Source organism: Frigoribacterium sp. SL97, from assembly GCF_026625765.1.
Lineage (GTDB): Bacteria > Actinomycetota > Actinomycetes > Actinomycetales > Microbacteriaceae > Frigoribacterium.
In genome coordinates, this window is sequence record NZ_CP113062.1 from 181450 (window position 1) to 193797 (window position 12348).

At 70.0% G+C, this 12348-nt stretch carries 13 protein-coding genes; 7 read left to right on the plus strand and 6 right to left on the minus strand.

The window, feature by feature from the left end; translation table 11 throughout:
* Positions 1–102: 102 nt before the first annotated feature.
* From OVA02_RS00885 to OVA02_RS00895, 3 genes are all read right to left on the minus strand, one after another.
* Entirely contained in the window at positions 103–813 is a 711-nt protein-coding gene (locus tag OVA02_RS00885) for a zf-HC2 domain-containing protein (RefSeq protein ID WP_123570957.1), read from the minus strand.
* The gene (locus OVA02_RS00890) at positions 810–1316 is read right to left on the minus strand and encodes a sigma-70 family RNA polymerase sigma factor (protein ID WP_082460175.1); all 507 of its coding nucleotides are present in this window, start codon (positions 1314–1316) and stop codon (positions 810–812) included. The genes OVA02_RS00885 and OVA02_RS00890 overlap by 4 nt, the downstream gene beginning before the upstream one ends.
* 298 nt (positions 1317–1614) lie before the next feature.
* Positions 1615–2121: a hypothetical protein gene (locus tag OVA02_RS00895; RefSeq protein ID WP_158612881.1), complete on the minus strand. Its 507-nt coding sequence runs from the start codon at positions 2119–2121 to the stop codon at positions 1615–1617.
* Between the two features lie 351 nt (positions 2122–2472).
* On the opposite strand from OVA02_RS00895, the gene OVA02_RS00900 reads away from it, so the two are divergent.
* The 3 genes from OVA02_RS00900 to OVA02_RS00910 all read left to right on the plus strand — a co-directional run bounded on the left by OVA02_RS00900 (position 2473) and on the right by OVA02_RS00910 (position 4973).
* Positions 2473–2982, plus strand: coding sequence for a hypothetical protein (locus OVA02_RS00900; RefSeq protein WP_056044687.1), 510 nt, complete (start codon positions 2473–2475; stop codon positions 2980–2982).
* A gap of 108 nt (positions 2983–3090) precedes the next feature.
* Entirely contained in the window at positions 3091–3675 is a 585-nt protein-coding gene (locus tag OVA02_RS00905; RefSeq protein WP_267659019.1) for a DUF305 domain-containing protein, read from the plus strand.
* 101 nt (positions 3676–3776) lie between these two features.
* Complete coding sequence (locus tag OVA02_RS00910; RefSeq protein WP_199736295.1) at positions 3777–4973, plus strand: permease; 1197 nt, start codon at positions 3777–3779, stop codon at positions 4971–4973.
* A 229-nt stretch (positions 4974–5202) separates the two neighbouring features.
* Here OVA02_RS00910 and OVA02_RS00915 read toward each other — a convergent pair whose 3' ends face one another.
* Entirely contained in the window at positions 5203–6246 is a 1044-nt protein-coding gene (locus tag OVA02_RS00915) for an NAD(P)-dependent alcohol dehydrogenase (RefSeq protein WP_192125018.1), read from the minus strand.
* Positions 6247–6411: 165 nt separating this feature from the next.
* On the opposite strand from OVA02_RS00915, the gene OVA02_RS00920 reads away from it, so the two are divergent.
* From OVA02_RS00920 to OVA02_RS00930, 3 genes are all read left to right on the plus strand, one after another.
* A complete protein-coding gene (locus OVA02_RS00920; protein ID WP_267659020.1) occupies positions 6412–6858 on the plus strand; it encodes a CG0192-related protein in 447 nt (148 codons plus the stop codon).
* A gap of 19 nt (positions 6859–6877) precedes the next feature.
* Complete coding sequence (locus OVA02_RS00925) at positions 6878–7099, plus strand: hypothetical protein (RefSeq protein WP_267659021.1); 222 nt, start codon at positions 6878–6880, stop codon at positions 7097–7099.
* 195 nt (positions 7100–7294) lie between these two features.
* Positions 7295–8455 (plus strand): adenosine deaminase, encoded by a 1161-nt coding sequence (locus tag OVA02_RS00930; RefSeq protein WP_267659022.1) that lies wholly within the window; start codon positions 7295–7297, stop codon positions 8453–8455.
* 161 nt (positions 8456–8616) lie between these two features.
* On the opposite strand, the gene OVA02_RS00935 is transcribed toward OVA02_RS00930, so the two are convergent.
* The gene (locus tag OVA02_RS00935; RefSeq protein ID WP_267659023.1) at positions 8617–9873 is read right to left on the minus strand and encodes a M23 family metallopeptidase; all 1257 of its coding nucleotides are present in this window, start codon (positions 9871–9873) and stop codon (positions 8617–8619) included.
* A gap of 296 nt (positions 9874–10169) precedes the next feature.
* Here OVA02_RS00935 and OVA02_RS00940 point away from each other — a divergent pair, with 296 nt between their 5' ends.
* Positions 10170–10556, plus strand: a complete 387-nt coding sequence (locus OVA02_RS00940) for a PLD nuclease N-terminal domain-containing protein (RefSeq protein WP_267659024.1) — start codon at positions 10170–10172, stop codon at positions 10554–10556.
* Between the two features lie 81 nt (positions 10557–10637).
* Here OVA02_RS00940 and OVA02_RS00945 read toward each other — a convergent pair whose 3' ends face one another.
* The gene (locus OVA02_RS00945) at positions 10638–12329 is read right to left on the minus strand and encodes a glycoside hydrolase family 13 protein (RefSeq protein WP_123570962.1); all 1692 of its coding nucleotides are present in this window, start codon (positions 12327–12329) and stop codon (positions 10638–10640) included.
* Positions 12330–12348 lie beyond the last annotated feature (19 nt).

Below are 12348 nucleotides of genomic sequence, written 5' to 3' on the forward strand. Positions count from 1 at the left end.
CGGCCAGAGAGTATCCATACTTCACGGCTGCCGTAGCTGCGCCCTTGACTTTCTACGCGACCGGATGACGACCGTCTAACGGGCGTCTCGTTCGCGAGGTACTCAGGTGTCTAGCCGAGCCAACGCGACCGTGGATCCCTTCAAGCGGATTTCTACACTCGCGATCTTCAGGCTGGGAATGGCTGTCGACGCAGACAGATCTGCGGCACGCGAGCCGGCTGCGTCCCACGTCGCGACGGTGAGCGTGGTGTTGTCCGTTTGTGTGACCACGAGCTCGTATCCGGAGTTGTCTGGCGCGTCCGCGCCGTAGTCGCAGTTCCAATCGAGCCTCGTGCCCCAAGATTTCTCCTCGATCTGCAGACCCGCAGTAAGGGTGGTGGAGTCGGTTCCGGGGTCCATTGGCTGGAACGTCATCTGGGCCGTCGCTGGGCCGACGTCGTTTCTTGCGCCTACGGCGAGCCCCCCGAAGACGGCGGCAGCAACAGCAGCGGCAACTGCGAGAGCCATGACTCCTCGGCGGCGGCGTTGACTCTTGCGGACGCGGTGGGCCATCAGCGACAACGTTTCTGATGGCGCCGGAGTGTCGTCCGAACCCAGAGGTGAATGGATGGCAAGGGCCTCTTCCGGCGAGATCTGGCTCAGGATGCCTGGGAGACCCGCAAGTTCCGTCACCGCTTCACGGCAGTTGGCGCAGGTACTGAGGTGCTGCTCGTATTCGCGACGTTCATCGGTGGGGAGCGCTCCGAGGACGTAGGACGCGTCCCAGTCCTGGTAACGGTCCTCGTGAGCTTGGAGATCGGGATGCTCAGTCATCGTGTGACGCCCCTTTCTTGGAGGGCTAGCCTCAGCCCGCGCAACCCGTAGTGGAGCCGCGATTTCGCGGTTCCTTCTGGGATGCCAAGCCGTCTCGAAATTTCAGGAATGCTCTGACCAGCGAAGTACGCACAAACGACGACTTGACGGTGCTGGTCGGAGAGCGACGCCAGCGCGTCCGCAACCATGATGCTGTCCAGGACCGCATCAGTGCGATCGAGAGCAGCGCCTTCTCCCTCGCCAGGGGCTGCCACTTCTCGTCGACTCCGGGCAGATCGTGCGTCGTCGATGACGAGGCGCCGAGCGACGGTGAACAGCCACGCTTGAGCAGCATCCTTGTCGAGCTCCAGCACCTTGGGACGCTGCCATGCTCTCAGCATCGTCTCCTGAACGATGTCCTCGGTCAGCGCCGCGTTCCGAGTGAGGCTGTGTGTGTAACGGCGAAGCGCCCCGCCGTGGCACTCGAACAATGCCGACAAGAGCTCGTCACTGGCTCGGGTCATGACCTTCACCGCCTCGCGCCGGTGAAGTCCGGCCAGTGCCTGATCCAGGACCGCCTTTCATCGTGCCTGTAGCGAGCGCAACGGGAAACGCCGATGCGCACCAGCGGTCGAACCTCATGCCATCGACATGGCCAGGACATGGGTTCACCGTCTGAGCGGAAGGAGTCGACGCATTCGCACCCACTGTCTCTGCTTTCATGTCGATGAGCACTGCCTTGTGGCTCCTTTGCTCGGGTGGGGTCGTGGAGCTGCGAGGGCCTGCAACCCGGAGAGTTCTGTCCGGCAGGCACGCGCGCGATCAGGACGCTGGGGTTGCTGAGCCCTCAGTGCCTGCTTCCATGTTGATCGTGCCGTCCGGCTGGAGGACGTACCAGGCATCCTTCACGCCCTGTCCGTTGACCTGTCCCGGTTCGGTGTCCTTCGCGAACCGGTACACCGGCCAGCCGTCGACGGTCAGCTGGGTTGTCCCGTCCGTGCGGGTGAGGGAACCGATCTTGCCCGTGATGCCGTCTGGGGAGGACGTGTCGGAGGCTTCGACTGCCGGCCAGGTCATGGCGCATTCGTCGTAGCAGTTGCTGGTGCCCGAGTCCTGCTCGTCCATCTTGAACGTGTAGATCGTGTACCCGGCGTCGTCGGTGATGATTTCGCCCAAGGGAGACGTTGCGGTGCCGAGGACTGCCGCTGCCGCGGTGGTCTCGGCGGGGGCCGGCTCGGTGGAGTCGGTCGTCGTGGATGATTCGGCAGATGTGGCGCACCCGGAGAGAGCGGCCGCGGCCAAGACGGCCGTCGTGAGCGTGATGGTCATTCGCTTGTGCATATTTCCTCCTGCTGGTACGCCGGCCCAGGTAGCCCGCTTACTACGAACACGACGCAGCTCATCCAGGAGTTCATCCGCGGCCGAAAAAGGCCGAAAAAGATCGGCGGTCGCAGGCAGCCGTCCTCACTCCCGGCGAAACGGGTGGCAGACGCGGGTGACGACCCTGTACCAAGGGCACCGCTGTCACACATCCGTCGTTCTTGGGATCGGCTAGTGAATGTCCCTCTGGCACGGCACGGTCGCGCGATGCCTACCCTGTGCTGATCGATCGGCTGGCCGCCCGAGACAGCGCATACCCCCAGGGGGTACAGTTCGATTCGGTCGACCTCGCAACGGAACGTGCTTCCGCTGCAGCCCGACGATCCCCCACCCCTCGTCCTGATCGAAGAATCGATGCTCGCCACCACCGCCTCCCCGCGTCGCCGGCTGCTGTTGCAGGTCACGGCGACGCTGGCGTTGCTGCTGCTGGTCGGGTTCACGGTCCTGATGCACACGATGGCCGGCCACACCGACGGCCACGAGCACCCGATGGCAGCTCCCGCCGCCACCACCGAGCACGTCCATGCCGTCGGAAACCGCCACGGGGAGCATGCCGCTCCCGCGGCCGCGGTGCTGACGGTCCTCACCGACGCCGGCTGCGACAGCGGCCTGTGCGCGCTGATGTGCTCGCTGATGGGGATGGCGTGCGCGCTGACGATCGCCCTGTTCGCATGGGCGCTACTGCGCGCACGGACCGGCGGTGTCATCGCGCTGCTGTCGCGACTGCTTGCGCTGGCTGACCGGCTGCCGCGCCACATCGCAGCACCGAAACCACCGTCACTGACGGCACTGCAGATCATCCGCATCTGATCCGCCCCCTGCGGGACCACACCGCCGCAGGGCGGCTCCCGCATGCCCAGAACCGGGAGGCATCCGCCTGCCCGGACCAGCTGACGCATCCACGGGAATGGACCTTCCATGCACACCACCACGACCACGCGCACCCTCGCGATCGCCGCCTCGCTCACCCTCGGCCTGACCCTCGCGAGCTGCTCCACGAACGACAGCAGCTCCGACGCGGGCTCGTCCGCCTCGTCGAGCTCGGCCGCGTCGGCGCACGACGACCAGGACGTGATGTTCGCGCAGATGATGCTGCCGCACCACGAGCAGGCCGTCGAGATGAGCGACGCGCTCCTCGCCAAGGGCGACGGTGTCGACCCCGACGTCGCCACCCTGGCGGAGCAGATCAAGGCCGAGCAGGGTCCGGAGATCATTCAGCTCGCCAGCTGGCTGCAGGGCTGGGGTGAGCCCACGGAGTCGGGGCACTCCATGTCCGGGATGATGTCCGATTCCGACATGACCGACCTCGACCAGGCATCCGCAAGGGACGCCGGAAAGCTGTTCCTGCAGCAGATGGTCCAGCACCACGAGGGCGCCGTCGACATGGCCAGGAGCGAAGTCGACAAGGGCATGAACACCGACGCGGTCGCGATGGCGAAGTCGATCGTGTCGAGCCAGACCGAGCAGATCACGCAGATGAAGGACATGCTCGCGTCCACGTGACACCAGTCGAGGGTCGAGGCGGGCAACGCAGTCCGCCTCGGCCCGAGACCGGTTCTTCCCCCCTTTGTGACCACCCTGTCGCTGCAGAACATGCCCGCGACGTGAAGAAGCAGGTGTACGTGTTCGTGATCAACGCAGTCGGTGACGCCCTGGTAGCAGCCGGCTCGATGGGGTGGGAGATCCTCTGGCCCCTCATCCTCGGCTTCACTCTCTCCGGCGTCATCCAAGCCGTCGTCCGCACCGACCAGATCACCAAGCTCATGCGCGACGACTCCCCCCGAGCGATCAGCGTCGCAACCGGCCTGGGCGCACTGTCCTCGTCCTGCTCCTACGCCGCCGTCGCCCTCGCACGGACGCTCTTCCGCAAGGGCGCGAGCCTGTCGTCGGCCATGGCGTTCGAGGTCGCCTCCACGAACCTCGTCGTCGAGCTCGGCTTGATCCTCGCGTTCGTCATGGGCTGGCAGTTCACCGCAGCGGAGTTCGTCGGTGGACCACTGATGATCATCCTCATCGCCCTCGGGTTCCGGCTCTGGATGCGCGGGAAGATCGTCGACGCCGCCCGCGAACAGGCCGACAAGGGACTCGCCGGCGCGATGGAGGGCCATGCAGCCATGGACATGTCCGTGCAGGGCGACCAGGGCTTCTGGCGGCGACTGTTCTCGAGGCCCGGGCTCACGAGCGTGTCGCAGTACTTCGTCATGGACTGGGCATCCGTCATCCGCGACATCGTCATCGGGCTACTCATCGCCGGCGCCTTCGACGCCTGGGTCCCGAAGGCGTGGCTGCAAGCACTGTTCCTCGATGGACACCCGACGCTCGCGTTCCTGATCGACCCGCTCATCGGGCCGATCCTGGCGATGGTGAGCTTCGTCTGCTCCGTCGGCAACGTCCCCCTCGCAGCGGTCCTCTGGAACGGTGGGATCAGCTTCGGCGGTGTGATCAGCTTCATCTTCGCCGACCTGATCATCATCCCGATCATCATCATCTACCGGAAGTACTACGGCTGGAGAGCAGCCCTCCGCATCACCGGGATCTTCTACGGCGCCATGGTCCTCGCCGGCTACGCCGTCGAACTGCTCTTCACCCCGCTGCACCTCGTCCCCACGAACCGGCACCTCACCATCGTGACGACCTCGATCAGCTGGAACTACACCACCTGGCTCAACATCGTGTTCCTGCTCGTCGCGGCGTTCCTGCTCGTCGTCTTCACCCGCAGCGGCTCATGGCCCATGCTCCGCATGATGGGTGACCACCCCGATGCCCACGACCAGGCACACGCCGAGCACGGCAAGCCCTGACCCGACCGGCCACGCCGACAGGGCGAGCTAGGCCACACAGCATCGTCGGAATCACGCCACACAGCGTTCCCAGCCACAACGTGTCGACGCTCACTCCTGCGGTGCTCGCCGGCGCCAGGACCCCGTTCCCCGTCGCGACGACGGGGTCAGGTGCGGCCGATCGGCCGCTGCGACCTGCAGGAGGCGCGGTGCGCGGAATCCGGCACCGCGCCTCCTCGGGGTGGTCGCGTCAGGGGACGATGACGGCCCGGCCGCGGACGGTGCCGGCGGCGAGGGCCTCGTAGGCCTTCGGGCCGTCGTCGAGCGAGTAGCGCTGCGTGGCGACCTCGACCTGGCCGGCCCGGGCGAGGTCGAGGACCTCGATCAGTTCGCTGCGGCTGCCCCAGTAGGGGATGCGCACGGCGACGTCGTAGGCGATCGCGCCGAAGCCGAGCTCGACGGTGCCGCCACCGATGCCGACGATGGTCACGTCGGCGTCCGCCGCGGCGACCGCGACGGCCGTGGCCATCGTCGGCCCCGCCCCGACGAAGTCGAAGACGGCCTGGACGCCGAGGCCCCCGGTGATCTCGCGGATGGCGTCCGCGGCGTGCTCGTCGCTGATCACCGTGTGGTGCGCACCGACGTGCTTCGCCAGCTCGAGCTTCTCGTCGCTCACGTCGAGCGCGATGATCTGCGCACCCGAGAGCGCCCGCAGGATCTGGATTCCGACGTGCCCGAGGCCTCCGGTGCCGATGACGACGGCGTAGGTGCCGGCGCCGAGCTTCGGCAGCGAGGTCTTGATCGCGTGGTACGGCGTGAGGCCGGCGTCGGTGAGCGACACGTTCTCGACCGGGTCGAGGTCGCCGAGCGGCACCAGGTGGCGGGGGTCGTCGACGATCATGTACTCGGCCATCGACCCGGGAGCGCCGAGCCCGGGAGGCTTGATGCCCTCGGCGGCGGCGTTGACGCAGTAGTTCTCCTTGCCCTGGGCGCACTGGTGGCACCGACCACAACCCCACGGGCCGTAGACGGCGACCGCGTCACCGACCTGCAGGTGCTCGACGCCCTCGCCGAGCTCGGCCACGATGCCGGCGCCCTCGTGCCCGAGCGTGAGCGGCAGCGGGTAGCCCTGCGCGGTGTAGTCCTCTTCACCGAGGCTCATGACGTACTCGTCGGAGTGGCAGACACCGGCCGCCGTGACCTTCAGCAGCACCTGCCCGGGGCCGGGTGACGGCTTCTCGATCTCGACGACTTCGGGGTGCTGACCGACCTGGGTGTACTGGAGTGCCTTCATGGGCCGCAGGCTACGCCCGACCGCTGGAGAACGCACGACAGGTGTCGCGTTACCGGAGGGGTCGGGGCGCGGTCGGGGCGCGGTCGGGGTCGTGCCGCCGGCGGTGTCGGGGCGTGGTGGTGGCGGTGACCGACGGTGACGGTGGTCGGCCCTACGATCGACGGCATGGCACACCTGCACCGGGCCGGCATGAGCCCCTCCAAGATCGACCTGCTCGACGCCTGGGTGCCGACCCAGCCGTGGTTCGAGGGCCCACCCCGGTCCGAGGGCACGGCCGACGAGGGCCTGCGCAGCGTCGCGGCCTTCCGCTTCGACGACCCGGCGGGCGAGGTCGGCGTCGAGACGATCATCGTCGCCACGCCCGACGGCGTGCAGTTGCAGGTGCCCCTCACGTATCGCGACGCTCCCCTGGCCGGTGCCGACGACCACCTCGTCGGGACGACCGAGCACTCGGTTCTCGGCACGCGGTGGGTCTACGACGGCACGGCCGACCCGGTCTGGGCCGCGGCCCTCGCGACGGCCGTGCTGACCGGCGGCACCCAGGCCGAGGCCTGGTTCGAGGTCGACGGCGAGCGACAGCTCCGCGAACCGAACTCGACCGTCGTCGGCTAGCGCCACCCCGGGCACCCCCGTGCCCGACGTCGACCGCCTCACCGTCGACCAGGTCGAGGGCCGGACGGTCGTCACCGGCGCGGCGGTCCGCATCGTCGTCGCCCGCGTCCTCGGTCGACACGACGCCGGCGCCCTCGCCTCGACCGGCGGCCACAGCGGCGACCACGGGGTCGAGGTCCTCACCGGCACGTGGACCGGGCACGACCAGCCCGAGACGCTCGCCGTCGTGCTCACGGCATAGCCACCTGCAGGAGGCGCGGTGTTCGGTCGTCGCGCACGGCGCCTCCTCGACGTCCGGGCAGGAGGCGCGGGTGGCGTCCTCGACGAACTGCCCCGCGCCTCCTCGTCTCGTCCCCAGACGGTCGCCGGGTGACGGGACGGTGAACGATCGTGCACGGGGCTTCGTCGGGAGGCACGCTGCCGCTACGGTGGCCCGATGACGGCGATCGACACCTCCCCGACGACCGCGGCCCCCGCGCCCGGCACGCCCCTCACGGGCACGACCCCGACGACCAGCGACCACCTTCGGTCGCCCCTGTCGGGTACCAGCTCCTCGGGTACGGATTTCTCGGGTTCGCCCCTCTCGGGCACCGTGCTCGCGACGCCGCCCACGGCCGAGCTGCACCTGCACGTCGAGGGCACGCTCGAACCCGAGCTCGTCTTCGCCCTCGCCGACCGCAACGACGTCGACCTGCCCTTCGCCTCGGTCGACGAGCTGCGCGCGGCGTACTCCTTCGGCTCGCTGCAGGAGTTCCTCGACCTCTACTACGCGTGCACGGCCGTGCTGCAGACCGCACAGGACTTCCGCGACCTCGCCTGGGCCTACCTGGAACGCGCCCACGCCCAAGGGCTCCGTCACGTCGAGATGTTCTTCGACCCCCAGGCGCACACCTCTCGCGACGTCGACGTCGACGAGGTCATCGACGGGCTGACCCGGGCGCTCGGCGAGGCGCGCGAGCGGTTCGGCATCACGGGCGGGCTCATCCTCTGCTTCCTGCGGCACCTGCCGGTGGGCGACGCGGCCGCGACCCTCGAGTCCGTCGCGCACCGCGCCTCCGACCTGATCGGGGTGGGGCTCGACTCCTCCGAGGTGGGGTTCCCGCCCGCCGCGTTCGCCCGCGTCTTCGACCGTGCCCGCGCGCTCGGGCTGCACGTCGTCGCCCACGCCGGTGAAGAAGGCCCGCCGTCGTACGTCACGGACGCCCTCGACCTGCTGCACGTCGAACGCGTCGACCACGGGGTGCGCAGCCTCGAGGACGACGCCCTCGTCGCCCGCCTCGTCGCCGACCGGGTGCCGCTCACCGTCTGCCCACTGTCGAACCTGCGGCTCGCGGTGGTGTCCGACCTGGCCGAGCACCCGCTGCCCCGCATGCTCGAGGCCGGACTGCTCGTCACGGTCAACAGCGACGACCCCGCCTACTTCGGCGGCTACGTGGGCGACAACTACGAGGCGCTGCGCGACGTGCTCGGGCTGGACGACGACATGCTCGCCCTGCTGGCGACGAACTCGGTCGAGGCGTCGTTCGCCGACGCCGGCCGCAAGGCCGAACTCACCGCCGAGGTGCAGGCCTGGCGCGAGGCGCGTCGCGCGGCCTGAGGCTCGCTGCGTGAAGCGCGGGGCCTGAGGCGCGGGGGTGGGCGCCGACGCACGCGAGGGCGGGCGAGTTCGTGAAGGACGGGCCGTTCCGATGGACCAGTGTCGACGAACTGGACGGACGGAGGTACCGTGCGTTCCGGTCGGTCAGGCGTCGCTGTTGGCTAGAGCGTGCGGCCGGCGTTGGCCTCGAGCCAGGCCTTGGGGTCGACCTGCGTCGTGCCACCCAGCAGCACCTCGAAGTGCAGGTGCTCGCCGGTCGCGACACCACTGCGGCCGACCTTGCCGACCAGCTCGCCCACCTGGACCGTCTGCCCGGCGACGAGCGGGCTCGAACCGATCTGCATGTGCGCGTACAGGGTGCTGACGCGCTGACCGTCGATCACGTGGTCGATCACGGCGTACTGACCGAACTGGCCGTGCATGCCAGACGTGCGCACCACGCCCGCGGCCGCGGCACCGATGGGGGTGCCGCCGCCGGGCGTCATGTCGAGGCCCATGTGCATGCTCGAGCACGCCGCACACGGAGCCGCACGGGGACCGAAGCCCGAGCTGAGGACGACCGAGCCCGGGAACGGCCAGCGGATGTCACCGATGCCCGAGTTGACGATGGTGCCGGCCCCCGAGGAGGCGCGGTACGAATTCGTCGACCCCGCGACGTTCTTCGAGGTGACGACGGGCTCGGGCTCGGGTGGCGGAGGCGGCGGCGGCGGCGGTGCGTCGGTCACCCCGAAGGCGTCGCGGTCGGACACGGTCAGCACCACGAGCGACGCCGCGAGGGTCTGGGTCGGCATCGGCGCGGCACCGGCGGTCGGGATGTTCGACCCACCCAGGTCGCTCGCCGAGGCGGGGGTGAGGTTCGACGTGAAGAAGAGCATGACGGCGCAGACGCCGAGCACGGGCAAGGTCGCCGCACGGACGCGCGACGAGACGGCCCGAAGCCGCGAACGGCCGGGGGTCGCCCGAGGGCTCGGGTTCGGGCGGCCGGCCTCTCGGGTCCGACGGAGCACGGCCGGCACGGAGGGGCGCGGGCGGCGCGCGACACGGGTCGCGGGTGCCGCCTCGGTGGCCGTCGCACCCACTTCCGAACCATGCACCCGGTTGCTCGTGGGTGCATCGTTCGACACCGGGTTCATCGCCGGGCTGGTCGCAGGAGCAGCGGAGGACGGTGCGGAGACGGGCGCAGCAGGAGCGGCGGCAGCGACCGGAGCAGTCGGAGGCGCAGCGGACGACGGGGCGGAGACGGGCGCAGCGGACGACGGGGCAAAGGCAGAACCAGCGTCGGCAGCGGCGGCAGCGGCGCGCTCGAGGGCGCGGGCCTCGCGGCGGGTCAGCGGCACGGCGGCACCGGGCGTCTGCTCGACGGGCGAGGTCGGCTCGGCCGGCACCACGGTCTCGCGGGTGTTCGAGGGGTCGGTCATGAGCGCTTCCTGGGACGGACGGCGCGTCGACTCACGGTTCTCCTCGATGGGGCGGACCGACCCACCTTACGATCAGAGCCGCCCGCTGACCAGGGGTGGAGGCGAATTTTCAGGAGCTGCACCCTTCGTGGTCGACCGGCACCGCACCTCCTGACCGGGGTCGCTCGCCGTGATGCGGGTGACGCTACCGACCGTCCGGAGGGCCCGTCACACCCAGAACGCGGCACAGGCGGGGGCGCGGTCACCCCTCCTCGCGGGGCTTCCGCCGGGCAGGCGGCACCCCCTACCCTCGGGCCGTGACCTTCGTGCTGGCTGCCCTGCCCCTCCTGCTGATCGTGGGGGCGCTCGTCGACATCGTCACGCGTCCTGAAGGCGACGTGCGACACCTGCCCAAGGGCCTGTGGATCATGATCGTGCTGTTCCTGCCGCTGATCGGCAGCATCGTCTGGTTCGCCGCGGGCCGCGAGTACGGCAGCCGCGTCGAGCAGATCGGGCCCCGCGACCAGAGCCGGTACCACGAGGCTGCGGCCCGCACGCTCGACCACCGCGTCCGCAGCACCGAGCAACAGCTCGCCGACCTCGACCGCGAGGCCGAGCACTACGAGCGACTCGCCCGCCTGGCGAAGCTCGAGGCCGAGGTCGAGCAGCGCCGCTCCGCGGCCGGCGACGACGTCCCTGCCTGACCGGCCCCGCGCCTCCCGGCCGGCGGCGGCCGACGTCAGCCGCGCAGCCAGGCCGACGTCAGCCGCTCAGCCAGGCCGCCGTCAGCCGCGCAGCCAGGCCGCCGTCTCGCCCGGCAGCTGCCCGGCATCCGTCAGCGGCCCGCTCGCGACGAGCACCTCGCCCGAGCCCAGCCCGAGCGCTGCCAGGTCGACGGGCTCGGTGCCGAACACGCACACCACGTGCCATCCGCCGGGGCGGACGAGGTGCAACACGTCGTCGCGGCCGTCGACGGGCAGCCAGTCGAGCGTCTCGTCGGTCTGCAGGTCGCGCCGCGCCGCGAGGGCCGCCCGGTAGAGCGCGAGCGTCGACGTCGCGTCGGCTTCCTCGGCCTCGACCGAGTACTCGCCGAACCACGAGGGCTGCGGCAGGTGCGCCTCGCCCGCGCCGAAGCCGAACGACGGCCCCGACCGGGTCCAGGGCAGCGGCACGCGGCAGCCGTCCCGACCGATGTCGACGCCGGGATTGCGGAAGAAGGACGGGTCCTGGCGCTCGTCGGCGGGGATGTCGGCGACCTCGGGCAGCCCGAGTTCCTCACCCTGGTAGACGTAGGCGGAACCGGGCAGGCCGAGCATGAACAGCGACGCGGCACGGGCCCGACGCAGGCCGGTCTCGACGTCGACCTCGGGCGAGGTGCCGCCCGAGAGCAGCCACTCGGCGCCCTGCTTGACGTCGCGACCGTCGAGGGCGGGCAGGCCGTACCGGGTCGCGTGACGGACGACGTCGTGGTTCGAGAACACCCAGGTCGTCGACGAGCCCGAGGCCTCGGCGGCGTCGAGGTTGTACGTGATGATGTCGTGGAACTGCGTGGCGTCGAAGTCGGCCTCGAGCAGGTCGAAGTTGAACGCCTGGCCCAGGCCCTCGGCGCTGGCGTAGCGGGCACGGCGCGACGGCTCGACCCAGGCCTCGGCCACGGCGATGCGCGGCGGGTCGTACTCGTCGAAGACCTCACGCCACGTGGCGTAGATCTCGTGCACCTCGTCGCGGTCCCACAGCGGGTGGTCGCCGTCGGCCTTGGGCAGCGCCTCGAGCTCGGCCGTGGACGGCAGCACCTCGGGCAGGCTCTTCGCCAGCCCGTGCGCCACGTCGACCCGGAAGCCGTCGACCCCGCGGTCCGACCAGAACCGCAGCGTGGTCAGGAAGTCCTCGCGCACCTCCGGGTTGTCCCAGTCCCAGTCGGGCTGCTCGCTCGCGAACGAGTGCAGGTACCACTGGCCGTCGGCGACGCGGGTCCAGGCCGGGCCGCCGAAGATCGACGTCCAGTCCGAGGGCGGCAGCTCGCCGGTCTCGCCGAGACCGTCGCGGAAGATGTAGCGCGCCCGGGCGGGCGATCCGGCGGGAGCGGCCAGCGCCTCCTGGAACCAGACGTGCCGGTCGGACGAGTGGTTCGGCACGAGGTCGGCGATCACCCGGATGCCGACCGCGTGCAGCGCGTCGATCATCTCGTCGAACTGCGCGAGCGTGCCGATCTTGGGGTCGACGTCGCGGTAGTCGTCGACGTCGTACCCGCCGTCGGCGAGGGCCGACGGATAGAACGGACTGAGCCAGACCGCGTCGACGCCCAGCCGCTGCAGGTAGGGCACCGCCGCCGTGATGCCGGGCAGGTCGCCGATGCCGTCGCCGTTCGAGTCGGCGAAGCTGCGGGGATAGATCTGGTAGACCGCCGCCTGGCGCCACCAGGTCGGGTCGTCGGTCAGCAGCTCGGTCGAGGGTGCGGTGCGGAGCGTGTCGGTCATCGTGGAGCGAGGTCCTCTC